Origin of the sequence: Leptospira haakeii, assembly GCF_002812045.1 — a bacterium.
Classification (GTDB): domain Bacteria; phylum Spirochaetota; class Leptospiria; order Leptospirales; family Leptospiraceae; genus Leptospira_B; species Leptospira_B haakeii.
Map to the genome: position 1 here is coordinate 1 of NZ_NPEG01000009.1, position 24,719 is coordinate 24,719.

At 41.0% G+C, this 24,719-nt stretch carries 21 protein-coding genes and 2 tRNA genes; 16 read left to right on the forward strand and 7 right to left on the reverse strand.

Features of this window, described 5'->3' with window-relative positions; genetic code table 11:
• Positions 1-120: 120 nt before the first annotated feature.
• The 4 genes from CH377_RS13545 to CH377_RS13560 all read right to left on the reverse strand — a co-directional run bounded on the left by CH377_RS13545 (position 121) and on the right by CH377_RS13560 (position 2,809).
• The gene (locus tag CH377_RS13545) at positions 121-960 is read right to left on the reverse strand and encodes a sterol desaturase family protein (protein ID WP_100724320.1); all 840 of its coding nucleotides are present in this window, start codon (positions 958-960) and stop codon (positions 121-123) included.
• A 102-nt stretch (positions 961-1,062) separates the two neighbouring features.
• A complete protein-coding gene (locus tag CH377_RS13550; RefSeq protein WP_100724321.1) occupies positions 1,063-2,178 on the reverse strand; it encodes a helix-turn-helix domain-containing protein in 1,116 nt (371 codons plus the stop codon).
• Entirely contained in the window at positions 2,175-2,546 is a 372-nt protein-coding gene (locus CH377_RS13555; RefSeq protein ID WP_100724322.1) for a type II toxin-antitoxin system VapC family toxin, read from the reverse strand. Before CH377_RS13555 ends, CH377_RS13550 begins: the two co-directional genes overlap by 4 nt.
• Complete coding sequence (locus CH377_RS13560) at positions 2,543-2,809, reverse strand: type II toxin-antitoxin system VapB family antitoxin (RefSeq protein WP_207797684.1); 267 nt, start codon at positions 2,807-2,809, stop codon at positions 2,543-2,545. The genes CH377_RS13555 and CH377_RS13560 overlap by 4 nt, the downstream gene beginning before the upstream one ends.
• A gap of 270 nt (positions 2,810-3,079) precedes the next feature.
• Between CH377_RS13560 and CH377_RS13565 the strand changes: the two genes are divergently transcribed.
• The 12 genes from CH377_RS13565 (at position 3,080) to rpsG (ending at position 15,157) form a co-directional block, all read left to right on the forward strand.
• Positions 3,080-3,151 (forward strand) — tRNA-Thr (locus CH377_RS13565).
• A gap of 10 nt (positions 3,152-3,161) precedes the next feature.
• Positions 3,162-3,232: transfer RNA gene (locus CH377_RS13570), tRNA-Trp, on the forward strand.
• Between the two features lie 44 nt (positions 3,233-3,276).
• Positions 3,277-3,459: a preprotein translocase subunit SecE gene (gene secE / locus CH377_RS13575; RefSeq protein ID WP_086448612.1), complete on the forward strand. Its 183-nt coding sequence runs from the start codon at positions 3,277-3,279 to the stop codon at positions 3,457-3,459.
• Positions 3,460-3,484: 25 nt separating this feature from the next.
• Positions 3,485-4,030, forward strand: coding sequence for a transcription termination/antitermination protein NusG (nusG, locus tag CH377_RS13580; RefSeq protein WP_020770487.1), 546 nt, complete (start codon positions 3,485-3,487; stop codon positions 4,028-4,030).
• A gap of 41 nt (positions 4,031-4,071) precedes the next feature.
• Positions 4,072-4,500 (forward strand): 50S ribosomal protein L11, encoded by a 429-nt coding sequence (gene rplK / locus CH377_RS13585; protein WP_100709196.1) that lies wholly within the window; start codon positions 4,072-4,074, stop codon positions 4,498-4,500.
• A gap of 3 nt (positions 4,501-4,503) precedes the next feature.
• Entirely contained in the window at positions 4,504-5,196 is a 693-nt protein-coding gene (gene rplA, locus CH377_RS13590) for a 50S ribosomal protein L1 (RefSeq protein WP_100724323.1), read from the forward strand.
• 26 nt (positions 5,197-5,222) lie between these two features.
• Positions 5,223-5,756 carry a 50S ribosomal protein L10 gene (gene rplJ / locus CH377_RS13595; protein WP_100724324.1) on the forward strand — a complete coding sequence of 178 codons (534 nt, stop codon included), beginning with the start codon at positions 5,223-5,225 and terminating at the stop codon, positions 5,754-5,756.
• A 48-nt stretch (positions 5,757-5,804) separates the two neighbouring features.
• Positions 5,805-6,188: a 50S ribosomal protein L7/L12 gene (rplL, locus tag CH377_RS13600; protein ID WP_086448169.1), complete on the forward strand. Its 384-nt coding sequence runs from the start codon at positions 5,805-5,807 to the stop codon at positions 6,186-6,188.
• 135 nt (positions 6,189-6,323) lie between these two features.
• On the forward strand, positions 6,324-10,004 hold the full coding sequence (gene rpoB, locus CH377_RS13605) for a DNA-directed RNA polymerase subunit beta (RefSeq protein ID WP_100724325.1): 3,681 nt from the start codon (positions 6,324-6,326) through the stop codon (positions 10,002-10,004).
• Positions 10,005-10,016: 12 nt separating this feature from the next.
• A complete protein-coding gene (gene rpoC / locus CH377_RS13610) occupies positions 10,017-14,222 on the forward strand; it encodes a DNA-directed RNA polymerase subunit beta' (RefSeq protein WP_100724326.1) in 4,206 nt (1,401 codons plus the stop codon).
• A 75-nt stretch (positions 14,223-14,297) separates the two neighbouring features.
• On the forward strand, positions 14,298-14,672 hold the full coding sequence (gene rpsL, locus CH377_RS13615) for a 30S ribosomal protein S12 (RefSeq protein ID WP_008596375.1): 375 nt from the start codon (positions 14,298-14,300) through the stop codon (positions 14,670-14,672).
• 11 nt (positions 14,673-14,683) lie between these two features.
• Positions 14,684-15,157, forward strand: a complete 474-nt coding sequence (gene rpsG / locus CH377_RS13620; RefSeq protein ID WP_100724327.1) for a 30S ribosomal protein S7 — start codon at positions 14,684-14,686, stop codon at positions 15,155-15,157.
• 83 nt (positions 15,158-15,240) lie between these two features.
• Here the strand turns inward: rpsG and CH377_RS13625 are convergent, their stop codons facing one another.
• Complete coding sequence (locus tag CH377_RS13625; RefSeq protein ID WP_125172177.1) at positions 15,241-16,968, reverse strand: hypothetical protein; 1,728 nt, start codon at positions 16,966-16,968, stop codon at positions 15,241-15,243.
• A gap of 157 nt (positions 16,969-17,125) precedes the next feature.
• The gene (locus CH377_RS13630; RefSeq protein ID WP_100724329.1) at positions 17,126-17,746 is read right to left on the reverse strand and encodes an adenylate/guanylate cyclase domain-containing protein; all 621 of its coding nucleotides are present in this window, start codon (positions 17,744-17,746) and stop codon (positions 17,126-17,128) included.
• 97 nt (positions 17,747-17,843) lie between these two features.
• On the opposite strand from CH377_RS13630, the gene CH377_RS13635 reads away from it, so the two are divergent.
• A complete protein-coding gene (locus CH377_RS13635) occupies positions 17,844-18,683 on the forward strand; it encodes a sterol desaturase family protein (protein WP_100724330.1) in 840 nt (279 codons plus the stop codon).
• Between the two features lies 1 nt (position 18,684).
• Here CH377_RS13635 and CH377_RS13640 read toward each other — a convergent pair whose 3' ends face one another.
• Entirely contained in the window at positions 18,685-20,214 is a 1,530-nt protein-coding gene (locus tag CH377_RS13640; RefSeq protein WP_100724331.1) for a metallophosphoesterase, read from the reverse strand.
• Between the two features lie 104 nt (positions 20,215-20,318).
• Between CH377_RS13640 and CH377_RS13645 the strand changes: the two genes are divergently transcribed.
• From CH377_RS13645 to CH377_RS13655, 3 genes are read left to right on the forward strand one after another with little or no spacing between them, the layout of a single operon-like run.
• Complete coding sequence (locus CH377_RS13645) at positions 20,319-22,046, forward strand: GMC oxidoreductase (protein ID WP_100724332.1); 1,728 nt, start codon at positions 20,319-20,321, stop codon at positions 22,044-22,046.
• A gap of 9 nt (positions 22,047-22,055) precedes the next feature.
• Positions 22,056-23,888, forward strand: coding sequence for an alpha/beta fold hydrolase (locus CH377_RS13650; protein ID WP_100724333.1), 1,833 nt, complete (start codon positions 22,056-22,058; stop codon positions 23,886-23,888).
• A 2-nt stretch (positions 23,889-23,890) separates the two neighbouring features.
• A complete protein-coding gene (locus tag CH377_RS13655; protein ID WP_100724334.1) occupies positions 23,891-24,715 on the forward strand; it encodes an SDR family NAD(P)-dependent oxidoreductase in 825 nt (274 codons plus the stop codon).
• Positions 24,716-24,719: the final 4 nt, after the last annotated feature.

Here is a 24,719-nt window from a genome sequence, read left to right on the forward strand (position 1 = left end):
GGCCACGGTGGAGGTGGTCATGGAGGAAGCGGAATTATATTCTAAGTTTTAGACACAAAAAAAGGAAACCGAGGAGATTCGGTTTCCAACTTGAGCTAATGAAAATTATATAGAGGAAATTTACTTCGCAAATCCTATTTGAGAGGTTAGATCAGTTTTTGTATAATCTTCCTTCTTCTCTGCTACCTCATCAAAATAGGTTTCGTAATTCGGGAAATTTGTTCCCATGATCCTGTCCCAAAAATTGAAATAGAGGCTATAGTTCCCATGAAACTTTTGGTGATGAAGGTTATGATGAGTAGAAGTATTGATCCATTTTGTGATCGGATGACTTGCCCAACCTTTTGGGAAAAATTCATATCCTAGATGCCACCAGATATTCATTATCATCGCATAAAATGTATGGAATATAAATACTCCGAAATGGATCGGAACCAAACTGATAAACGGCACCACGTAAATCGCTTCTAAAAAGGCTTCTGCCCAGTGGAAATTATAAGCTGCTAAAGGAGAAGGGTTTACGGATTTATGATGGATTGCATGGACGAAAGTATAAACCTTTTTATGATGCATTAGCCTATGAGCCCAATAGAACCAAGTCTCATGCCAAACTGTGATCAAGATAAAACTAAAGATTGTATAAGCCCAACTATGTTCGGAGATATTGAAGTAGAGAGCTCTCGGGAGATATCCTAATTTTTGAAGACTGAACGAAATGACTGCAACTAAGCTAAACATTACCATCGTAACTGCAGATTGTTTGATCTCGTATACTACCTTCTCCCATTTTGGGAAATTTTTCTGGATTCTATATTTCTCAAAGTATCCTTTTTTCCAAACCCAGAATATAAAGAATGCAAGTCCTGCTAAAGGATAGTATCTAATAAAGTTCATTGAAAGTTGGAATAATCCGAAATTCCGAACACATTCCCAACCGAAATCACAAGCGTTGATTGCCATTTTTCCTCCGATCTCTGCATTCAGTTTACAGCGGATCTAAAAAGAAATCGTCCTCCCCGATCGGAGCGGAATAAAATATACGTCCAGACCGATCGAAACGGACTATTTGGACTTATTTTTTCGTATTTTATTTCTGTATTCGGAAGGTGTAAATCCGGTCTCCTTTCGGAAAACCTCGTTAAAAGCGGATTTGGAGCCGAATCCTGAAGAATATGCAATGGATAATAAAACTTCCTGAGGATCTGATTCTATTTTCTTTTTGGCCTCTTGTACCCTGTATTCATTCAATAATTGAAAGAAATTTTTTCCAATCTCGTTGTTCAGATATTCTGAAAGTTGGTGAGTGCTGATCTCTAATTTGCCTGCTAAAAATCCCAGGGTTAGATCTTCTTTTAAGAAAACCTTCTCCTTTTGAAATAGGCTTTCTAAGTTTTGTTTGATATCCTCTAGATCTAATCCGTTAAGTTGTGACGCTCTGTATTTTTTCTCTTCTTCTACTACTCTTTGCACTTCTAAAAAGAATTCGGGGTATCCTTGGCGTAGAATGTACAAAGAACATAAAAAAATCCCCACTAAGGAGCCGACTCCTTCTAAACCTCTGATAGACCCTATCGATACCGATATTGCTCCGTATAATAAAATGATTAAAATACAAACGCTTACTCCTAAGATTGTAAGCATTCTTGGGTCCTTGTATATAACTGAGAATCTAAAGCCCGAAAACAAACGAAAGAATGTAGAAAGTAAGAATACGAACATGAGTCCAAGTGTACTTAATACCGGGATTTTTAAGAATAAGGGAAGGCCGGTTGTCTGTAGATCTTTGAGTAATTCGATCTTTTCTATTCCTCCTAAAAAATAGAAATTAGACATCCATAGAAATATCGCGAGAGCGGGAAGCATCTTCAGGTAGAAAATTTTTTTTGATTCAGGAGTGTTTCCCATGGCAAGGAGAAGATAACGTTCTATAAAAGGACCCATAAGCGCTGATATAGGAAGATGGGTTAGATACAAGCCGGGAAAACGTACGATCATCTTGCACGTAATCAAAAATGCATGAATAAGAAAGAGCCCGACTAATAGGAAAATGAAGGCGAGTAAGTTTTGTTTTTCTCCTTTAGGAGAAGAAAATATTTCTCCCAAAGAAAATAAAAATGCTAGTCCGATCGAAAAGACTAAAAATAGGGAAGTATAAGATTGGGTTCCGAACTCATTCATGGTGTAATTTCCGAGATGCCAACCTTCTCCGCAGCCTTTACTAAGGATAGGTCTGCAGAATATAGTTTTGCACTTCCTAATACACAGCTTGCAAGCAAATGCGCGTCTATCCAGCCGATTCCTAGTCCGGCTAGTGAATTTCTTTCTGAAAAGATCATTGTCTCTTTATGGTTTGCAATCGGAACTTCTTTTAATTGCACATATTCAGTTAGAAAAGAACTCTTATTCTTAAAATTTCCCAAACTGAGTTCTCCTTCTACCATAGGATGACGTCTGACCAAGCCTAAGCGGAGAAGTTCCATAAGTTTCGGATCCGATTTTCGCAGATGATTGATCCAAACAGAAGTATCTACAAGCACTACACTCATTTAGAGATTTTTTTGCGGATTGGACCTTCTGCTTTCGGATCGCTTCCGCCTAAAAGAGCCATTCTTTCTGCGGATTTTTCCCGAATAAGTGCGCGCAATCCCTCTTGCACGAGACGTGTCTTTTCTTGGATCCCGGTGTAGTCTTGGGCGCTGGAGATCAGTTCGTCTGGGATATATAGGGTGGTTTTGACAGCTACCATATAAGGTAATATATGGCAATATATGCCATATGTCAAGAAAGCTGAGCCGGAAAAGTGATTCATGAGCGGAAATGTTGTTCCGCATTGCAGTTAGCAGGGAAAATTTAGAAAGTACATTATCTTCTCCCGAATGAATAGCTCACTTATGTCGCATAAGACTGAAGACATCACGCTAAAGTGGAGTGACGCTCCGGGATACAGGCGGAAAAAAACTTCTCCCTTGCATAAATAATGCCAGCAACTAGGGAATAGCCGCTAAAACCTTGACCAGGGACCCTGGGTAAAAATACTGTGTATTTCTAGCTCCTCTTCTGGGAGCGGGTAGATAGACATGCCCTCTTAGCTCAGTGGTAGAGCACTTCCATGGTAAGGAAGGGGTCACCAGTTCAAGCCTGGTAGAGGGCTAAGTTCGAATAGGTCTGTAGTTTAATGGTAGAACAAGGATCTCCAAAGTCCTTGGTGGGAGTTCGATTCTCTCCAGACCTGGAGTTTTTTCCGCAGGTTCTTTGAGTTTAGGAAGGATTTATATAGTGAAGTTTGGCGCATTTGTACAAGAATGTAGAGAAGAACTTAAAAAAGTTCAATGGCCGAATAGACAAGAGGTGATGCAGTCCACCATCGTTGTTCTAGTCACGGTGTTATTTTTCTCTGCCTTCCTATTCTTTTCGGATACTGCGATTGTGAAGTTGCTTACCGGATTCTGGAATCTGTAAGAACTTAGGGTAAAATGTGATTATGATGGCTGATTTGAAATGGTATGCGTTACAGACTTATTCCGGTCACGAGAATAAGGTCCAGAAAAATCTGGAAAAGCTGATCCAACAGCGCAAGCTGGAGGAGAAGATTTCTCAAGTGCGCATTCCTACCATGGAAGTCGCCGAGATGAAGAACGGCAAAAAGAAGGTCACTAAGAAGAAACTTATGCCGGGCTATGTTCTTGTTGAAATGGATATGGACGAAGACCTTCGATTCATGATCCAAAGTCTTCCTTCTGTTTCCACTTTTGTGGGATCAAAAGATGGGGGACCAGAGCCTCTTTCCGTAGACGAAGTGAAAAATCTTTTCGCGGAAACCGGAGAGTTCCAATCTGAGGAGCCAGTTACTCCTAGATTGTTGTTTAAAGTGGGAGATAGCCTGAAGATTATCGATGGCCCTTTCGCGAATTTTACTGGAGTCGTAGACGAGATCTTCCCGGACAAAGGAAGACTCAGAGTGAAGGTGGAGATTTTCGGACGCTCTACCCCTGTGGAATTAGATTATCTACAGGTCAAAACCGAACCCTGACCGGTGGGAGAACCGGGAGAAACAAATAAGGTGTTTCGCCAATGGCAGCAAAAAAAGTAGTAAAGCAGATTAAGCTCCAGGTTGAAGCCGGTAAGGCCAACCCTGCTCCTCCAGTCGGACCGGCTCTTGGTCAGGCAGGATTGAACATCATGGAGTTCTGCAAGCAGTTCAACGAAAGAAGTAAGTCCCAGATCGGGTACAAACTTCCTGTTGTAATCACAGTATTCTCCGACAGGAGTTTTACATTCATTACCAAGTCTCCTCCGGCAGCTCTTCTTGTTAAGAAAGCAATCGGATTAGAGTCTGGTTCCGCAACTCCTCATACCACTAAGGTAGGGAAGATTTCTCGTAAGCAATTAGAAGAAATTGCTAAAACCAAAATGGAAGACTTAAACGCGAACGATCTGGACGCAGCTGTTCAAATTATCGCTGGAACTTGTCGTTCTATGGGCGTTACGGTAGAGGGTTAATTCATGAAACGCGGAAAAAAATATCGCGCGGCTAAAGAGAAAGTCGACGCAACTAAAGTTTATCCGATCGATAAGGCTGTAGAATTAGCTCAGGCTTCTTCTTACTCTAAGTTCGACGGAACGATAGAAATCGCTACGAAAGTAAATTATAAATCTCTCCAAAACGTGAGGGGAACTATTTCTCTTCCTCACGGAACCGGTAAACTGGTTCGGGTTCTTGTTTTCTGTAAAGGAGACAAACAAAACGACGCGAAAAACGCAGGTGCGGAATTCGTGGGCGATATTGACCTGATCGAGAAAGTTGCTGGCGGTTGGACCGACTTCGACGCTTGCGTTGCTACTCCTGATATGATGAAGGAAGTAGGTAAACTTGGACCGATCTTAGGACGTAAAGGTTTAATGCCTAAGCCTAAGGCTGGAACAGTTACTAACGACGTTGCGAAAGCAGTTGGCGAACTAAAATCAGGACGTATCGAATATCGTCCGGACAAAGGCGGAGTCGTTCACCTAGGTGTTGGTAAAGTCAGTTTTGATCATACTAAACTAGTAGAAAACATTCGTACAGTAGTTCAAACTCTTCTCCGAGATAAACCTTCGGATGCTAAGGGTGATTATCTGAAAACTTTCTCCGTTTCCCCAACTATGGGTGCAGGCGTGAAAGTAGACGTTAAGGAACTGGTCAACACATCCATTTAAGGATGTAGTAGACGGGAGTAGGAACAATGCCCAGCCAGGAAAAAATTGAAGCAGTTGCCGAATTAAAAGGCAGATTAGAAAAACGTAGCGACTTTATCCTAGCCAGCTACAGCGGACTCACAGTAGAAGAGATCACAAATCTTCGCGCGAAACTTCGTAAAGAAGGATCCGAGATGAAAGTGATCAAGAACAATCTCTTTCTACTCGCACTTAAGGAATCCGAGAAGCATAAGGATAAGAACATCGCCTTTGGATCCGAATACAAAGGACCTCTAGCGGCGATTTTTGCGGATGCAAATCTTCCAAGCGCAGCCAAAATTCTAAAAGAATTCGCTAAGACGAATAAGAATCTTATTCTGAAAGCGGGATATTTAGATGGATCGGTTCTGAACGGAGAAGATGTGGAAGCAATTGCGGGTCTTCCGAGCAGAGAACAACTTCTTGCTCAGATCGCAGGCGGTATCAATGGTCCGGCAAGAAGTATTGCTTCTGGCTTGAACCAAATTATCGCAGGACTTGCACGTGCTATCCAAGCAGCGGCAGAAAAGAATAATCAGTAGAACCAATTTAGTAGTTAAAAGGACCAAACGGAATCAAAGGAGCACCAAATGTCTACCACTGAAGCGTTATTAGAACAACTCGGCAAACTTACCCTAGTAGAAGCAGCCGACCTAGTTAAAAAAATGGAGGAGAAGTTCGGAATTTCCGCAGCGGCTCCAGTAGCAGTTGCAGCAGCAGCACCTGCAGGCGGCGGAGCAGCGGCAGCAGATGAGCCTGCTTCCTTCAACGTTGTATTAAAAGGTTTCGGCGATAAAAAAATCGAAGTTATCAAGGTTGTTCGCGAGATCACTGGTCTTGGCTTGAAAGAAGCAAAAGATCTAGTAGAAGCTGGCGGAAAGTCTGTTAAAGACGGCGTTGCAAAAGCAGAAGCTGACGACATTAAAAAGAAATTAGAAGCTGTCGGAGCTCAAATCGAACTTAAGGCTGTCTAATCAGGGAGCCGAGGCTTTGTCTCCTCGATATCTGATTAAAATCCTTTCACTCAGGCAAGGAGGCCAGCGTACTTCCTTGCCTTATTGCATTTTTTCGCGCAGTTATAATTTTCCATCATCCCAGGGAGCACACGAATGTACGGTCAAGTAGAAAGAAAACGGGTAAACTTCGGTAAAATCACCAATTTGGATTACCTTCCTAACTTGATTCAGATTCAGAAGAAGTCTTTCGATTGGTTTCTTCAATCAGAAGTTAAGGATCCCACTAAAAGAAAAAATCAGGGATTAGAAGCGGTTTTTAGAGAAACCTTCCCTATTGAAAGTCCGAACAACGACATGGTGATGGAATACAGTCACTATGTTTTAGGAGACGCTAAAAAATCTCCGCAAGAATGTAAGGACACAGATGCTACTTTTGCTCTTCCGTTAAAAGCAGTCATTCGACTCATTATCAAAGAAACCGGTGAGATCCGCGAGCAGGTCGTCTATATGGGCGATCTTCCAGTGATGACTGAGCAAGGAACTTTTATCATCAATGGAGCTGAACGTGTTGTAGTTTCTCAGCTCCACCGTTCCCCAGGTATCTTCTTTTCTTATGATGAAGAAAGAGATACTTACTCAGCGAGAGTAATTCCGTACCGCGGATCCTGGTTGGAATTTGAAATGGACAATAAGGGAATCTTGGTCGCTAAAATTGACCGTAAGAAAAAATTCCCTGCAACTCTTCTTGTTAAGTCCTTAGGACATGGAACAAACGAAGAAATATTACGTTTATTTTATAAATCCTCCAAAGCAAAAATCGGCGGAGCTTCTACGAAGGAACTCAAACGTCTGATCGGACGTAGAGTGATCGCAGACGTGATCAACATGGAAACCGGAGAGGTAATGCTCGATGCCGGTTCCAAGATCAACGAGGATAATATCTCCATCTTAAAAGAGATGAAGGTGAAGGAAGTTGAACTCGTAGAATATCCTAAAGATAAGGATAATCCTGTATTAGTTAACTGTTTGGAAAAAGACGGGGTCAACGATTACGAAGACGCAGTTCTTAAATTCCATGGGATCATGAGACAGGGCGAACCTTCTACGATTGAAAACGCAGAAGCAGAACTGAATCGTCTATTCTTCTCTCCTAAATCTTTTGATTTGGGCGATGTAGGTCGTTATAAGATCAATAGCAAATTCGAGTTTAATAACCCGAAAGAATTCACAAGTGCGATAGAAAGGGTTCTTCGTCCTGCAGATATCATCGAGACTGTACGTTACCTTCTCAACTTGATATCTGAAACCGAGAACTACTATCCGGACGATATCGACCACTTAGGTAACCGTCGTATTCGTTCCGTTGGTGAGTTGATCGCTAACCAATTGAAAGTTGGTTTCACTCGTGTAGAAAGAGTGATCAAAGAAAGAATGACTGTTCAAGAAGTTGGAACTCAAACACCACAACTTCTGATCTCCATCAAACCGATCACTGCAGTTATCAACGAGTTCTTCGGATCCAGCCAATTGTCCCAGTTTATGGATCAGACAAACCCTCTGGCAGAGCTTACTCACAAACGTCGTTTGAACGCTTTAGGACCTGGTGGTCTTTCCAGAGATAGAGCAGGATTCGAAGTGCGTGACGTTCACTATAGCCACTATGGCCGTATGTGTCCGATTGAAACTCCTGAAGGTCCAAACATCGGACTCATTCTCTCTATGTCTTCATACGCGAGAGTGAACGATTATGGATTCTTGGAAACTCCTTACAGAGTAGTAAAAAACAGCAAAGTTTCTAATAACATAGAATACTTAACCGCGGATAAGGAAGAATATCATTCTATCGCGGTATCTTCTTCTCCTGTAGATGAGAAGGGAGAGTTTAAAAATAAACTGATCTCTACTCGTCACAGATCGGATTACCCGTTCCGCAACCCGAACGAGATCCAATACATGGATTTAGCTCCAATGCAAGTTGTATCCGTTTCTACTGCGCTGATCCCATTCTTAGAACATGATGACGCGAACCGTGCGCTCATGGGTTCTAACATGCAACGTCAGGCGGTTCCTCTTCTTCGCCAAGAGGCTCCTTTCGTTGGAACTGGAATGGAAACTCGTGCAGCTTATGATTCTCGTATTTGTATCATCTCCAGACATGAAGGTGTGGTTACATACGTAGATGCGGAGAAGGTGGTAATCGAGCGCAAGGGCGGAAAAGAGTCCGACACTTACGATCTTACTAAATTCAAGAAGACCAACCAAGGTACTTGTTTCAACCAAACTCCAGTTGTCGGGGTAGTTCACTCAGAGATCGACGGTAAAGTTACTAAAGTCGGAAAAGAGAAGATAGAAGTAACTGCAGATAACGGAAACGTTCGCGAATACAATCTGATCTCCGGTAATAAACAATACCAACCGATCGTTTCCAACGGCGAAGAAGTTCGCAGAGGAACTACTATCGCAGGACAAATCGTTTCCGGCGAAAGAATGGATGAGAATGGTAACATTCTACAAAAGGGTACTGTTCTTGCCGACGGTCCTGCCGTAGACAATGGAACACTCGCACTTGGACGTAACGTTCTTGTGGCATTCATGCCTTGGGAAGGTTACAACTTCGAGGATGCGATCCTAATCTCCGAAAAAGTTGTAAAAGACGATATTTTCTCTTCTATCCACATCGAAGAGTTCGAGATCCAAGCAAGAGAAACCAAACTTGGACAAGAACAAATCACAAGAGATATTCCGAATCTTTCGGACAAAGCTTTCCGTGATCTAGATGAAACCGGTGTGATCCGTGTTGGTGCAGAAGTAAAACCGGGAGATATCCTGGTAGGAATGGTGACTCCTAAAGGAGAAACTGATCTAACTCCTGAATACAAACTTCTTCACTCCATCTTCGGAGAAAAAGCGAAGGAAGTAAGAGATTCTTCTCTTCGTATGCCGAACGGTTTTGAAGGAACTGTAATCGATATCAAACGTTTCTCACGCGAGAAGGGGGATGAACTTCCTGCTGGTGTAGAAGAAATGGTGAAAGTTTTCGTAGCTCGTAAACGTAAACTTCTGGTCGGAGATAAAATGGCAGGACGCCACGGTAACAAGGGTGTCGTTGCACGTATCATGGCAGAAGAAGACATGCCTTATATGGAAGACGGTACTCCAATGGATATCGTTCTGAACCCATTAGGTGTTCCTTCTCGTATGAACCTCGGACAGATTTTCGAAACTCAACTTGGACTTGCTGCAAGCAAATTGGGAATCAATTTCGAAACTCCAGTTTTCGACGGAGCTACTGAAGCGGATGTAGAGAAGTATTGCAAAGAAGCAAATCTTCCTCTCAGCTCTAAATTCAAATTATACGACGGACGTACTGGATTACCTTTTATGAACGAGGTATTCTGTGGTTACATCTACATGTTGAAACTCGCTCACTTGGTGGATGACAAGATCCACGCTCGTTCTACCGGACCTTACTCTTTGGTTACTCAACAACCACTTGGAGGAAAGGCTCAGTTCGGTGGTCAGCGTTTGGGAGAGATGGAGGTCTGGGCTCTCGAAGCTTATGGCGCTTCTCATACTCTTCAGGAACTTCTTACCATTAAGTCGGACGATATGCTCGGAAGAGCAAGAATCTATGAAGCTATCGTTAAGGGAATCCATTCCATTAAACCTGGAATTCCGGAATCCTTCAACGTATTGGTGCAGGAACTCAGGGGACTTGCATTGGATATCGTCATCACCGACTCGGAAGGTAACAGCGTTGATATCTCCGACTACGAAGACGAATATTCCAAGAGCAAGAAGAAGATTAAGTTCGAAACGATCGAGAACGCCTAAGGGTAAGGTAGCATGAGATCCAATAACGATTTTGAATCAATAACAATCAGATTAGCATCTCCGGAAAGGATCAAAGAATGGTCTTACGGAGAAGTCAAAAAGCCTGAGACAATCAACTACCGTACTTTAAAGCCGGAGAGAGATGGTCTTTTCTGTGAGAAAATTTTCGGAACTACTAAGGACTGGGAATGTTACTGCGGAAAATTTAAGTCCATCCGTTATAAAGGTGTGGTTTGCGACAAATGTGGCGTTGAGGTAACTCACTCTAAAGTTCGTCGTGAGCGTATGGGTCATATAGAACTTGCTGCTCCAGTTTCTCATATCTGGTACTATCGTTCCGTTCCTTCCAGAATGGGACTTCTGCTGGATATGACTATCAACCAGTTAAAGAGCGTTCTTTATTTCGAAAAATATGTGATCATCGATCCGGCTGATACCGGAAGAAATCGCGGCGAGTTAATCGACGAGGAAGAATATCACGCATACCTAGACGAGTACGGCGACAAGTTTGTTGCCGGTATCGGTGCGGACGCGATCAAAGAACTTCTTTCTCGTATCGATGTTGATGCAGAAGCTCGTATCATTCGCCAAAAGATCCAAGAAAAAGAAAAGATCTCCGATAAAAGAATCCTGAAACGTTTGGAAGTATTAGAAGCTTTCCGTGATTCAGGAAACCGTCCTGAGTGGATGGTTCTTGATGTGGTTCCGGTCATTCCACCTGAACTTCGTCCAATGGTTCAGTTAGAAGGTGGACGATTTGCTACTTCTGACTTGAACGATCTATATCGTCGTGTTATCAACAGAAACAACCGTCTAAAACGCCTTCTCGCGTTAAAAGCTCCTGAGATCATCGTTCGTAACGAAAAACGTATGCTCCAAGAAGCGGTTGACGCGTTATTCGATAATAGCCGCCGCAAACGTACAGTAAAAGGTAAAGGTAACAGACCTCTTAAATCCATTTCAGACATGCTGAAAGGAAAGCAGGGACGTTTCCGCCAGAACTTACTTGGTAAACGTGTGGATTACTCCGGTCGTTCCGTAATCGTAGTTGGTCCTGAGCTGAAATACCACGAGATGGGTCTTCCTAAGAAGATGGCTCTCGAGTTATTCAAACCTTTCATCATGAAACGTTTGGTGGATCTGGACCTAGCTCCTAACATCAAATCTGCTAAGAAGAAAGTAGAAGCAGAAGAGAAAGAAGTTTTCGACGTTCTTGAAACAGTAGTGAAAGAACACCCGGTTATGTTAAACCGTGCTCCTACTCTTCACCGTTTAGGGATCCAAGCATTCCTTCCGGTTCTTGTAGAAGGAAAAGCGATTAAACTTCACCCGTTAGTATGTCACGCATTCAACGCGGACTTCGACGGTGACCAGATGGCGATCCACGTTCCACTGACTCCAAAAGCTCAGTTGGAAGTATGGATGCTCATGCTTTCTCCTCACAATATTTTGAACCCTGCAAACGGTCACCCGATCTGCGGACCTACTCAAGATATCGTACTCGGAATTTATTATCTTACTTCGGAAGTTCCTTCCGAGGCTGGAGTTCCTCTTAAATCTTTCGCAAACCTAGACGAGGTTACTTACGCGATCGATAGAGGAGTAATAGAATATAGAACTAAAATTTCGGTTCTACACCAAGGTAAAATTCTGGAGACTACTCCGGGCCGTTTGATCTTCAACACGGTTCTTCCTGAAGGATATCCGTACGTAAACCGTGCGCTTTCCGATAAAGAGACAAACAGAATTATCGCAGAAGTGTATGAGAAATACGGACCGGCTCAAACCGTTCTGATGCTGGACGATATTAAGAAATTAGGATATCGTTATGCAACTATCTTCAGCCCAACTATCTCTATCGAAGACATCAGAGTGTCTCCAGGTAAGGTTACTCTTGTTGGCGACGCTAACAAAGAAGTCGAAAAAGCCGACGGAGAATATCGTAAAGGTATTATCACAAACGAAGAACGTAAGAAAAAAGTAATCGAGATCTGGACTAAAACCAACGACCTCATCACTGACTCAATGTTCAAGGAATTGGAAAAAGATAAGGGTGGATATAACCCTGTCTTCATCATGGCAGCATCCGGTGCTCGTGGATCTAAACAACAGATCCGCCAGTTGGCTGGTATGCGTGGTCTGATGGCGAAACCTTCCGGAGAGATCATCGAGCTTGCGATTCGTTCCAACTTCCGCGAGGGATTAAGCGTTCTCGAATTCTTCATCTCAACTCACGGTGCTCGTAAAGGTCTTGCGGATACCGCTTTGAAAACTGCGGACGCAGGTTATCTGACTCGTCGTTTGGTTGATATTTCCCAAGACGTGATCGTAGCAGAAGATGATTGCGGAACCGAAGAATGTATCACTCTTGGAACCGTAAAAGAAGGAGAGAACGTTATCGTTTCTCTAAGCGACCGTGTATTCGGACGTTATACTTCTGAAGACATCGTTGACCCTGTTACTGAAAGTGTGGTTTATCCTAAAGGATCTTTGATCACAAGAGAAGTAGGACAGAAACTGGAGAACCTTGGTTACGAAAAGATCAAAGTTCGTTCTCCTTTAACCTGCGAAGCTCGTTGGGGAATCTGTATTAAATGTTACGGTATGGACATGGCTCGTCTGACTCCTGCTGAGATCGGAGAGGCTGTCGGAACTATCGCAGCACAATCTATCGGTCAGCCTGGAACTCAGCTTACAATGAGAACATTCCACATCGGTGGTGCCGCTTCCGCAAAAGTTCAAGAGAAAGAACATAAAGTAGGATACCGCGCAATCGTGAATTCGATTAACGGTAGAATATTACAAACTACTGATAGAGGTTTGATCTTCTCTCGTCGTGGATCCATCGTAGTTCAAAGATTGATCCAACAGTTCAATTCTTCCGACTTAACCAACTTAAGAGTTGAGAACGGACAGAAAGTGGATAAAGGGGAGTTGGTTGCAACTCTTGCTTCTGGAGAAAACGTAACTTCCGAAGCTCCAGGAACAGTAAAAATCGCAGACGGACTCTTCAGAATTCTGGGAGAAGAAGCGGTTGTTCCTGTAAAAACTTCTACCACTTTGAACGTAAAAGTAGGACAGATCACTGAGCCGAACCAAGCATTAGGGGAATTCGACCCGTTCAACGAGATTGGAGTTTCCGAAGTAGAAGGAACCGCTGCATGGGTGGATCTGGAAGTCGGTAAGAACGTTCGTAGGGACGAGGACGTTAAGACGTCTAACGTTAATTATAAAGTAATCGAGCAACGTAGGGAAAAATTGATCCCAAGGATCGTAGTATCTTCTGGCGGAAGCAAAGAAGAGTATCTGGTTCCTGTGGATGCGATCATCTCCGTTCAAAACGGAGACAAAGTGAAAGCGGGAGATATCCTCTTCAAGATCCCAACCGTTGCAGAAAAAACCCGGGATATTACCGGTGGTCTTCCAAGGGTAGACGAACTTTTCGAGGCTCGTCGTCCTAAAGACGCAACCACTCTTGCAGAAACTGACGGAAAGATAGAAGATAATGGAGAGATCGTAAAAGAAAAACGGGTTCTCTATATCGTTCCTGATAACGAAGAGCTGGATAAAGTAAAAGTAACCATTCCGATCGGAAAACAATTACGTGTTCGTCACGGAGACTTCGTAAAACGCGGAGATCAAATGGACGATGGAAACTTGGATCCGCATGATATCTTGAGAGTAAAAGGTGTAACAGCACTTCAAGTATATCTTGTGCAAGAGGTTCAAGAGGTTTACAGACTACAAGGGGTGCATATTAACGATAAGCACATCGAAGTAGTTGTTCGCCAGATGATGCGTAAGGTTTTAATTACCGATTCCGGAGACACATCTTTCGTGAACCAACAACAAGTGGATCGTTTCGCTTTCTTGGAAGAAAACAAGAGAGTGGTAGCTGAAGGAGGATCTCCTGCTCAGTGTGTTCCGATCTTATTAGGTTTAACGAAAGCATCTTTGAATACTGAGTCGTTCTTCTCTGCTGCTTCCTTCCAGGAAACAACTAAGGTGTTAACTGACGCTGCAATCAAAGGAAAAACTGATAACTTAGCGGGACTTAAAGAGAACGTTATTATCGGACACATGATCCCTGCAGGAACCGGAATGAGAAAATATCGCGATGTCGCGGTGTTCAAAGAAACTTACGGGGATCTAGATCGTCCTCTGGAAGTGGAAGAGGAAGAAATTCCGATGGCCATACCGGAAGACAACGAGAATTAAAGGAAAGCTTTACAATAGAGCAGGGTCGGTAGAACTGGTAAAATAGGTCACCGGCCTGCTAAAAAGAAGAAACTCATGCCTACAATTAGCCAACTTATACGTCATGGCAGGAAGAAACAGGTTAACAAATCTAAATCTCCTGCATTAAAAAGTAGCCCGCAGCGTCGGGGAGTGTGCACGAAGGTGACTACCTTCACACCGAAAAAACCGAACTCAGCTTTGAGAAAAGTTGCAAGGGTTCGTTTAACAACCGGTATTGAAGTGACCGCTTATATTCCCGGTGAGGGACATAACCTGCAAGAGCACAACGTTGTTCTTATCCGCGGGGGAAGGGTAAAAGACCTTCCAGGGGTTCGTTATCATATTATCCGTGGTACCTTGGATACTCTCGGTATCGATAAACGTCGTAAGAGTCGTTCTAAGTATGGAACGAAAAAACCTAAGGCGTAAGGGAGTTAGGAATGTCTAGAAGAAGAGGAAAAGTCGAACCACGCAAGATCCAACCGGACTCGGTTTATGGAGATGCAAACATCGCGAAATTCATCAATTGCCTAATGCTGGATGGAAAAAAATCAGTAGCTGAAGGTTTATTTTACGACGCTCTTGATTTAATTCAAAAGAAAACCGGAAATGATCCTTACGTTACTTTTAAAGAAGCATTAGAAAACGTTAAACCACAAGTGGAAGTAAAATCTCGCCGAGTGGGTGGTGTGACTTACCAAGTTCCGATCGAAGTTCGCCCGGAAAGACGTTTAGCTCTTGGAATCAGATGGTTGATCCGTTATTCTAGGGACAGAAACGAAAAAGGTATGGCTAATAAGCTTGCTGCTGAATTTATCGAAGCTCAGAAAGGTACCGGAGCAGCAATCAAGAAGAAAGAAGATATCCGCAAAATGGCAGATGCTAACAAAGCATTCAGCCACTATCGCTGGTAAGAATCTTTTTACTATCGTTCGCGGTTGCATGAGACCGCGAGCATCTTTAACGAAGGGACTCCTAAAGAGTCCCTTTTTTATTTTTAGAAACTAGTTTCTCGATTAGATCTGTAGAATTTTTCAATATGGACTCCGATCATTACAAAAACCAAAAGTAGTGAATACCATAGTATTAATCTTATTTCGGTCCCATTTACAAAAAAGGAGTAATAAAGAAATTTAAGATCTATACCTGTTTTGCTAAGAAAAAATTCACACATGATAAATCTATGATCGAAATGGGTATAATAATTATCCGGTATATTTATGAAAGTCCATGTTTGAAGCAGGGATAAACAAGCAAGGAACCCGATTAGAAAATTCAAGCCGTACTTTACCCATTCGTTTGATCTTCTTTCCCTTATATAGTCGAAGGTTTGCCGAATTCCTAAAAAAGAATAATATGCGATTAAAGGATATACTGCTATCCAATATCGTCCGACGGGGCAGGAGCCTAACCAAAAAATAGTGTGAAATAAATTTGGGAGATGCCCTGCAAAGATCAATGCTAAGGGAAAAATCGATCGAACAAGATTTTTTCTGAATAAGCGAGCAATCTCTATCAACGAAAAAAGAAGAAGGGGATTTAAGGCAAATAAGCCGCGATCCGTATCAAAAAGATATCCTGCATAACGACCGATTAAATCTCTCACAAGTAAATCTTTGGATTGATAAGGAGAGATTGATCCGAATACATATTGGTTATAAAAAATAAATCCAATTATACCTAAGCCATACACGATTGTTCCGAGCATCAATTTGGTTCTTTCATTGCGGAAGATGTAAGCCCAATATAATATTAAGATAACGGAAACTCCTAAGAACTTGATATGTAAAAACGGAAAGATGATCAAAATCGCCGGAATATAACTTTTGAATCGGCTAAATTTATTTTCATAAAGAGAGTAGAAAGAAACGAAAAGTAGAATAGAGATTAATACTTCGGGAAATATTTGACTGGAATAGGCTATATAAGGCATTCCGAATATTGCAGAGACTATAATGAATGATTCAAATTTGGATCTGATCTCGAACAGAACAACCGTTAACATTAAGGCTAAAAAGGCGGAAAAAGCGATGGTGATTAATACTTTAGCGGTCAATACAGGGACAGGTTTGATAGCTCCTTGCTGATTTGCAAATGCAGGAGAGATAAACAGGGCTAAAAAAGGATAGTGTATTGAATATTCTATTCCATTCTTTGAAACGCCATGGTCCCTGAAGTCCCGGAATAATAAAGATGGTTTATCTATTCTTGATTGATTATTTATTTCTAAATCAAAATCCTCGATTAATGATTCACTTAGAATCATATAATGAGGTTCATCTCCGATAAATGGGACCGATGAATTTGCAAAAGAGATATAGAACAAAGGATAGCATATAAGAAAAAAAGAAACAAAGAGTAAGATGGATTTTTGTCTAACTTTGTCATAATTTTGGATCAATATCGAAAGAGAGATGATCAATGAAAGGATCATCGCCTTATAATATATTTTGTATTCGGTAGTTTTACCCTGAAATAAATACAGGTTGATTTCTGGCGTAATCGGTTCTTTTAAAATAAATTTTAGATTGGCCGTACTGTTTTTAGTCGGGATCTCTATGTTAGTATATCCGTTTGCGACAGTCCATTCTCCGATTTTGGACCCATTATTAAAAATTGATAAATTGAATTTTTTCTCTGAAGAATTCCCTAAGGAAAATTTGAAATTTTTATCAATACCTTTGACAAAACATCCTGAAAAAAAGCGATCCTTTATGGTATACATATCGCCGGTTTGAACGAGTCCCGAAGGAGATATTGTGCAAACCGAATCCCCTTGGCTTAAAAAGACAAAAGGTATGAGAATTGATAAAAGAAAAAGGGTTATTGATACCCATATGGATTTTACGGAACGAAAGAATGCAAGAATAGATATCATATCTTCAATACAAAACCCTATACGCTCCATTTGTTCCTGCGGGAACGTCTTTGATTGTTTCGAACTTTAAACCAGTTTCTTGTGCATTATCGAAAACGGTTTGAGTGATCAAAATATCTCCTGCTTCTGCAGTATCTTCCCCTAGTTTACTTGCTGTGTTCACTTCTGAGCCGAAAACATCGGAGTCTCCTATTTTCAAAACTTTTCCGTAGCCTAATCCAACACAAAGAAGTATCTTTTCTTCCGGGATTTTGTCCTTATTATATTCTAATAATTCTTTTTGCATTCTGATCGCCGCTTGAAGTCCTTTCCCAACATTTCTAAAGATCACTAAAAAACTATCCCCCTCCGATTTGAGAAGGATCCCGTCATGGTCCTCTATGATTGGCACTAAAACTCTTTCGGATTCATGGATGGTTTGTAAAAAATGGATAATCCCGAACTTTTCAACACCTCGCGAAAATCCGGAAAGGTCGGTAAACATAATACACCAAACTTCTCCGAATAGGTCCCAGATGCGGGCGTCTATTTTTTCCTTATCTGCTCCCGGTTTTAATCTTTCTAAAACTAGGTTTTCCAGTCTGTCTTCGGACGCACTTGCGAATATACTTCTTTTGAATGCCATAGGATCGATTAGTGGAGCCTTTTTGTTCGGATCCGTCGACCTATTTTTTGAAAGACTAAATCTTTAAAATCGGTTATTCTAATCAAGGAAGGTCGGAATGAGATTCGTTTGTGAATTAAGTTGGGAATACTGTGTATCCGGTTTTGCTCTATACCAATTAAAAATGAATTTTTTGCGTTATTATCCAATCGCAGGAATAGCATTTCTGGTTTTCTGGGTTTGGAAAAAAGACTTATTTCAAAAGTTTAGGATCCAAAAAGATTTTCCTAAAAGGGAAAGGATCATCTTCGAATTAAAACAATCCGCTATTACTCTTATAATGTTTTGTGCGATTGCAGTTTCTGTTTATGTTCTCGGGAAGTTGAAGATACTTCATATAAAAACATATAAGGATTTTGCTGAATATGGATTAGGGTATGCGATATTCAGTTTTGTGCTACTTACAATATGGCATGAGACTTGGTTTTATTGGGCTCATAGGATCATGCATCATCGAAAAATTTATCCTTTTATTCATTCCGTACATCATAGGTCCGTAAATCCTTCTCCCATGGCGGCATATAATTTTCATTGGGTCGAAGCTTTTCTGGAAGGTGTGTATGTTGTTCCTGCTCTATGTATCCTCCCTCTTCATTTTTATGTATTTTTAATCCATACTTTTTATGCAATGATCATGAATATTTGGTGGCATTTGGGGTATGAGTTCTTTCCGAAAGGTTGGACTACTCATCCGGTATTAAAATGGATTAACACTTCTACCCATCATAATCTTCATCATCAGAAGTTTCATGGGAATTATAGTCTCTATTTTAATTTTTGGGATAAGGTAATGGGGACAAATTTTAAGGATTATTCGGAAGTTTTCGAGAATAGTGTAGGTGGGGAGAAAAAAGAGACAATCTCCGTTGTTCCCTCCACCTACTTGCAGAAATCTTAATTTATTCTTTGATCCTGACTTTTAACAATCTTCTTCTGAGGCGTATTTCCTCTTCTAACGATTTGGATAAGGCTCCGAACTTTTTGTTTTCAAGATCTATGTTCTGCACTAATGTTTCATACATCGGGTTGGTCTTTCCATCTGGAACTAAGAAATTTGGTTTTATTTCTCCTTCGGTATAAACCTTAAAGGAAGCCACGTTTGCATCTTCGTCTATGAACAATACTGCTCCTCCGTGAGAGGACATCGGTTGGATCGTATCGACTACCCAGCCACCAGTATTAAATACTTCTTTCCCGGAAATTTTTAAACCTAAGTCTTGGGTTTCGACTGCAAAAGGTTTATGCGTATGACCAAAAATGAATGTGTAATCGTTCGGGAATTCTCTTTTGGTTTTTTGTGTCTCCGCTTTCCATTGCGCCGGAAGAGTCTCTCCCAAATAAGAATCCATATTGTGGACGACTTCATCGCTTAGCACTGAATCGGACATTCCTCTTTCTGCCTGTCCCACTTTGACTACGACTTTAGTAAGAATCGACTTAAGGACCCATGCAAAGATCGTTTTGAGAAAGAGGGCAACTTTTAGATTTCGGACCGCATAATCCGCTACATTCTTCGCGAGTCTACTCACTGCTTTTTCATCTTGCAGCATATCATAAATGAGTCCTATACCTGTACCTACTTTTCCGGATCTCCCGAGTGTAGACCAAAAGAAGTCGATCCATGCAAAGTTCTCTCTTTCTAACACGTAGATGGATGTAGGATTCGGAACTTCTTTTTGTTTTCGGAAAGGGATATAATTCCCCATCTTCGTCCAAATAGATTGAGTAGGTTTCGGTTTATCCTTGTCCTCATCTATTTCGGGCAACAGAACTCTTTGGACGGTGCTCATCAAAGAATAGATGTTTTCCAAAAAATGTCCGTGAGTTAAAAACACAGATCGTTTTCCATTTTTAGAAGGGATTTCTAAATTCGGATAAGCGATAACTGCTTCTGCTCTCTTTAACTTTTTATTCCTTCTTAAAATTCCGGTAAGCAGATCGGATTGTATGAAGTCTGGGTTTACCATCTTTGTGGTATGCCAAGTTTGATTGATATACTGGTTCGGCTTTAGGCTAGCTATATATTCCATGTACTGCTTTTCTCTAGCAGTTTCCCAAAGATGGTGATCATGGTTTCCAGGGATATAAAGAATACTTTCCGAAAAGTGATGTTTAGTTTCCTTATAAGCGATCTCTAAAAATCTTTCGAAGGTCATAGATGCTTCGTTAATATCACCTAATGCTAATTCAAGCACGTCGCCTAATAAGATGAACTGAGGCGGCTTGGAAGAACCATTTATCGAGTGGACGATATGTTTTAAACAGTTTAGAAGTTCAGCAAGTGCAGGAGAAGTTTTCTGAGGATTTACTTTGAATCTATCTGAATCTTTTACCGGATCCGGAAACTCTTCGATGTATGTAAGTAAACTGTTATATGCTCCTAGGTGAATGTCGGAGATAACGATATATTTAATTTTACTCTTAGGCATTTAGGAAGTGAATCATTCAAAAAACGTTAATAAAATCAATTAATTATTGCTATTTTTAGGTAAATGCGGCAAATAAGTAGATTTTTCGACGTTAGGAGGTCTACTTGAAATCTTACGAGGCTATAATCATCGGAACCGGATTCGGCGGTTCGATCAATGCCTGTCGTTTATCTAAAAAATGGCCAGGTAAAGTTTTAGTACTCGAACGAGGGAAAGAATATCCTAAAGGTTCTTTTCCAAGATCTCCAGAAGGAATGTCCAAAAACTTCTGGAATATTCCGGAGGAAGGTCATATTCCTAGATCTTCCAAGTTCAAAAGAGCAGGTAGACAAACTGGATTATTCGATATTCGTAATTATCCAAAGATGGATGTGGTGCTTTCCGCCGGTTTAGGTGGAGGTTCTTTGATCTATGCAAACGTGTTTTTGGAGCCACCTGACCATATTTTTGATCATCGCTGGCCAGAAACTATTAAAAAGAAACATTTAAAACCTTATTATAAAATAGTAAAAGATATCTTGGGTTCAAGACCCATTCCGGATACTAAAGAAGAGAGACGCCAAGTAGTTCGTACTGAATTATACGAAAATTTCGCTAAACATGAATCCAAGGTTTCTAAAAGAGCGGACATCAACGTATTCTTTGGTAACGATTTTAAGAAACCGACTCCTATTGGAGTCCAGGAAAAAAACCGTTTTGGAGCGATCCAGACTTCTTGTACGTATTGCGCAGAATGTGATGTAGGATGTAATACCCATTCGAAGAATACTCTGGATCTGAATTATCTTTTTGTAGCTAGGAATTCCAACAAGGCTGAGATAAAGACCGAACATCTTGCAACTAAAATTATTCCTTTGAATAGCAAGGGAGAAGAAGATCCTTCCAAATCTGGCGAACACGGTTATAGAGTTCATTATCTGAATTTGCAAGATGGAAAAACTTCTGAGTCTTTTGCGGATACAAAACGTATCGTGGTTTCTGCAGGGACTTTGGGGTCTACGGAACTTCTACTTAAATGTAAAACTAAGTTTAAGACATTAGCTAAAATTTCGGATAAACTGGGGACACAATTCTCAGGTAACGGCGACTTTCTTTCTTTTACCGCTAAAGGGAAGAAGCCTGCGGATCCAAATTATGGTCCAGTGATCACTCAATATACGGATTATAATTTATTCTCCGGCTTCGATTCTAAAAAAGCATTCTTACTGGAAGATGCAAGTTATCCGGTATTCGCTTCCTATTTTGTTTCGGGTGCGATCCCTATCGTCTTCAAATTGAAGTATATTTTCCACTTTATTGGAGAGTTATTTAAAAGTATCATTAGTGGGAAAATTTTCGGTAGAGTAGGATTTCTTTTAAGCGAAGCTCTAAAAGGGGATCTTTCTTATACTTCTGCAGTTCTTCTTTGTATGGGGATAGATACTTCGGATGGGAAGATGTATTTGGATAAGAACGGGAATCTTCAGATACAGTGGCCTCAAAAAGAGAATCTAACACTTTATAATACCATAATGGACGTGAACAAAAGGTTCGCGAAATTCACCGACGCAAAGACCAGATTTCCGATGCCGACTTATTCTTGGCCCGTCCGAAATAACGTTACTGTTCACCCTTTGGGTGGTTGCGTTTTGGGACCTTCTGCGAATGTGGGAGTTTGCTCTTCGGATCCTAAAACTTTCGGTAAGGTTTTCGGTTACGAAGGTTTGTATGTTGCGGATGGCAGTTTATTGCCAACCGCAGTAGGTGCTAACCCTTCTATGACTATTTCTGCTCTTTCGGAAATGGTGGCGGAAGGAATTACAGGCAAGAAGCCGAATGCAAGTTTAAGGTAGGATATTCGATTGGCTACAGCGACGAAAAAGAAATCAAAAAAAAATGCCAGCAAATCTAAGTTAGGCAAAACGGGAGTCAATTCCCATCCAGTAAGTTTAGAATTTACTGAGGAAATGAAAGGTTTCGTTTCCATGCCTGGATCTTTTAATTATCAGGAAGATTATTCTGCGGGGAAGAAGGCAGGGAACTATCTAATGTTCCACCTAACGATTCGTGTGAATGACACTCAGTTTTTTGTGTATGACCCGGATGAAACTGGCGAAGCTATCGGTTGGGTAGAATGCCAACCTTTAGGCGGAAGATTCGAAGTAGAAAAAGGGGTCTTCAATTGTTTTGTGGATTATGGAAAACCTTCTGCTAACGAAAAACATATGAAATACCGTTTGTTCTTAAAGAACAAAGTGGGTAAAAAAATTACTTTAAACGGGTTTAAGAAGGTAGTTGACGATGGTATTTTAAATATCTGGAGAGATACTTCTACACTTTATACTACCGTGTATGACGGATATGTGGATGAAAAAGCAGAGCCTAAAGCTAAGGTTCTTGCTAAAGGTATCTTACATATATTAGAAAAAGATTTTATTAAACAGATGACCACCTTCAAATCGAACGGTCGCACTTTTTCGGAAAGAAAAGATGCATTGTTCAGATTCGGTGAATTGTTCATGGGGAATCTTTGGGAAATTTACGGTGCTCAATTCAGAAGAGCAGAACCTGAATTATGGCGAGAAAGAGATATCCCTGTATTCACTTTAGATGGAGTCAAAAATTCTAAGATCACTTTCCATCCATTCACTACGGAAGATAAAATTTCCCTTAATCTAGTTCGTTTTCAGAAGAAGGAGAGTAAGGATGTCGTAATCCTTATGCACGGACTTACTACTTCTACAGACATGTTTGTTATGCCAGAGCATAAGAATCTTGTAACTTATCTGCATGAGAATGGATTTACTGATGTTTGGAGTTTTGATTGGAGAGGAAGTTTACGCTTTAATTATAATCTTTTCCCTCACAGATATACCTTAGATGATATCGCTCTTTATGATGTCCCCGCCGCTTTAAAAGTAGTAAAAGATGCAGTTGGAGCCGGGAAAAGGATTCACTTTGTCGTACATTGTGTCGGATCTATTTCCTTCTTCATGAGTTTGTTCGGAGGAAAGATCGATGGAGTAACTAGCGTTGTTTCTAACAGCGTTTCTTTGACTCCTAATGTGCCTACTTGGTCCAAGATCAAATTAGCATTCTCTCCTTTCTTAATGGAGTCCGTTTTCAGATTCCCGAATGTAAATCCGCGCTGGTACTATCTGCCCGGCATAGCTTCGGGAAAATTATTGTCTAGATTTGTAAGTCTTTTTCATCATGAATGCGATGAACCCGCCTGTCATATGCTGAGTTTGATGTGGGGGACTGGATGGCCTGCTTGTTATGAGCACGCGAATCTTCCGGATATTACTCATAGAAGGGTAGGTGATCTGTTCGGGGCAACTTCTATGAACTATTATCGACATATCAGGAAAGCTGTTGGTCGCAAAGCTATGATCAAGTTTAGGCCTACAGATCGTCGTTATGATGCTCTTCCGAATAATTATCTGGATAAGGCATCTGAGATCAAAACTCCTGTCCTATTTATGACCGGAGATCAGAATAAAGTATTTAAAGATTCTAATATTATAGCTTACGAAACATTAAATCGTTTAAATCCGGGAAATAAAAACGAACTATTCATCGCCGAGGGTTATGGCCATCAAGACACTCTGATGGGAAAGAAAAGCGATAAGGACGTATTTCCTAAGATAGTGGAGTTCCTACGTAAGAATTCCAACGGAGTGAAAAAAGGATAAATATGTCTAAGGAAAGCCGGCCAGTCGTTTTTCTAACTGGAGCAGCTGGAGGGATCGGCAGAGAAACTGCCTCCCTTCTCTCTGAAAAAGGATATCTTCTATTTTTAACCGATCTGCAGAAACAATCTGCAGATCTAAAAAAGTTCGCCGACTCATTAGGAAAAGATCATATCGTTTTTCCTTGTGATATCTCTAAGGCTGCAGATTCAGAAAAAGCGATCAAAGAATGTATAAAACAATTCGGAAAGATCGATGTGCTTGTGAATAATGCGGGGATTATGAGGCCTTCTAAGTTTGAAGACCTTACCCAAGACGAGATCGACGAACAAATAGAGATCAATATTGTAGGCACCATTCGATTGACTAAATTGGGAATGCCTTCCCTTAAAAAGTCGCAAGGTAAATTGGTAATCTTATCTTCTTTAGCGGGGATCGTTCCTGCGCCTCATCATTCCATTTATAGTGCGACTAAATTTGCACTTAGAGGTTTTGCTTTAAGTTTATACTTGGAGTGGAAAGAGATAGGCATACGAGTTAGTTCTATTTTGCCGGGAACCATTCAATCTCCAATGACCAAGTATATGGCGTCTAGAGATAGTTCTCCTATGGCTTATATCAATCCACCTTTACCTCCTTCTGCAGTAGCAAATGCAATTTGGAAAGCGATCAAAACGGATAAGGCCGAGATCTATGTTCCATACTCCCAAGGATTATTAGCTAGAATTGCGTTATTATTCCCTTCTTTATTGTCTTTGATCTATCCGATCATGGCCAAAAAAGGAGTTCGAAATTTCGAATCATGGAAAAGAAAAGGGGTTTTTGACTAAGGCG

Coding starts and splice junctions, on each gene's coding strand:
- CH377_RS13545 (WP_100724320.1), bottom strand. CDS start 960: ATGGCAATCAACGCTTGTGATTTCGGTTGGGAATGTGTTCGGAATTTC.
- CH377_RS13550 (WP_100724321.1), bottom strand. CDS start 2,178: ATGAATGAGTTCGGAACCCAATCTTATACTTCCCTATTTTTAGTCTTT.
- CH377_RS13555 (WP_100724322.1), bottom strand. CDS start 2,546: ATGAGTGTAGTGCTTGTAGATACTTCTGTTTGGATCAATCATCTGCGA.
- CH377_RS13560 (WP_207797684.1), bottom strand. CDS start 2,809: ATGAATCACTTTTCCGGCTCAGCTTTCTTGACATATGGCATATATTGC.
- nusG (WP_020770487.1), top strand. CDS start 3,485: ATGGCTGATTTGAAATGGTATGCGTTACAGACTTATTCCGGTCACGAG.
- rplK (WP_100709196.1), top strand. CDS start 4,072: ATGGCAGCAAAAAAAGTAGTAAAGCAGATTAAGCTCCAGGTTGAAGCC.
- rplA (WP_100724323.1), top strand. CDS start 4,504: ATGAAACGCGGAAAAAAATATCGCGCGGCTAAAGAGAAAGTCGACGCA.
- rplJ (WP_100724324.1), top strand. CDS start 5,223: ATGCCCAGCCAGGAAAAAATTGAAGCAGTTGCCGAATTAAAAGGCAGA.
- rplL (WP_086448169.1), top strand. CDS start 5,805: ATGTCTACCACTGAAGCGTTATTAGAACAACTCGGCAAACTTACCCTA.
- rpoB (WP_100724325.1), top strand. CDS start 6,324: ATGTACGGTCAAGTAGAAAGAAAACGGGTAAACTTCGGTAAAATCACC.
- rpoC (WP_100724326.1), top strand. CDS start 10,017: ATGAGATCCAATAACGATTTTGAATCAATAACAATCAGATTAGCATCT.
- rpsL (WP_008596375.1), top strand. CDS start 14,298: ATGCCTACAATTAGCCAACTTATACGTCATGGCAGGAAGAAACAGGTT.
- rpsG (WP_100724327.1), top strand. CDS start 14,684: ATGTCTAGAAGAAGAGGAAAAGTCGAACCACGCAAGATCCAACCGGAC.
- CH377_RS13625 (WP_125172177.1), bottom strand. CDS start 16,968: ATGTATACCATAAAGGATCGCTTTTTTTCAGGATGTTTTGTCAAAGGT.
- CH377_RS13630 (WP_100724329.1), bottom strand. CDS start 17,746: ATGGCATTCAAAAGAAGTATATTCGCAAGTGCGTCCGAAGACAGACTG.
- CH377_RS13635 (WP_100724330.1), top strand. CDS start 17,844: ATGAGATTCGTTTGTGAATTAAGTTGGGAATACTGTGTATCCGGTTTT.
- CH377_RS13640 (WP_100724331.1), bottom strand. CDS start 20,214: ATGCCTAAGAGTAAAATTAAATATATCGTTATCTCCGACATTCACCTA.
- CH377_RS13655 (WP_100724334.1), top strand. CDS start 23,891: ATGTCTAAGGAAAGCCGGCCAGTCGTTTTTCTAACTGGAGCAGCTGGA.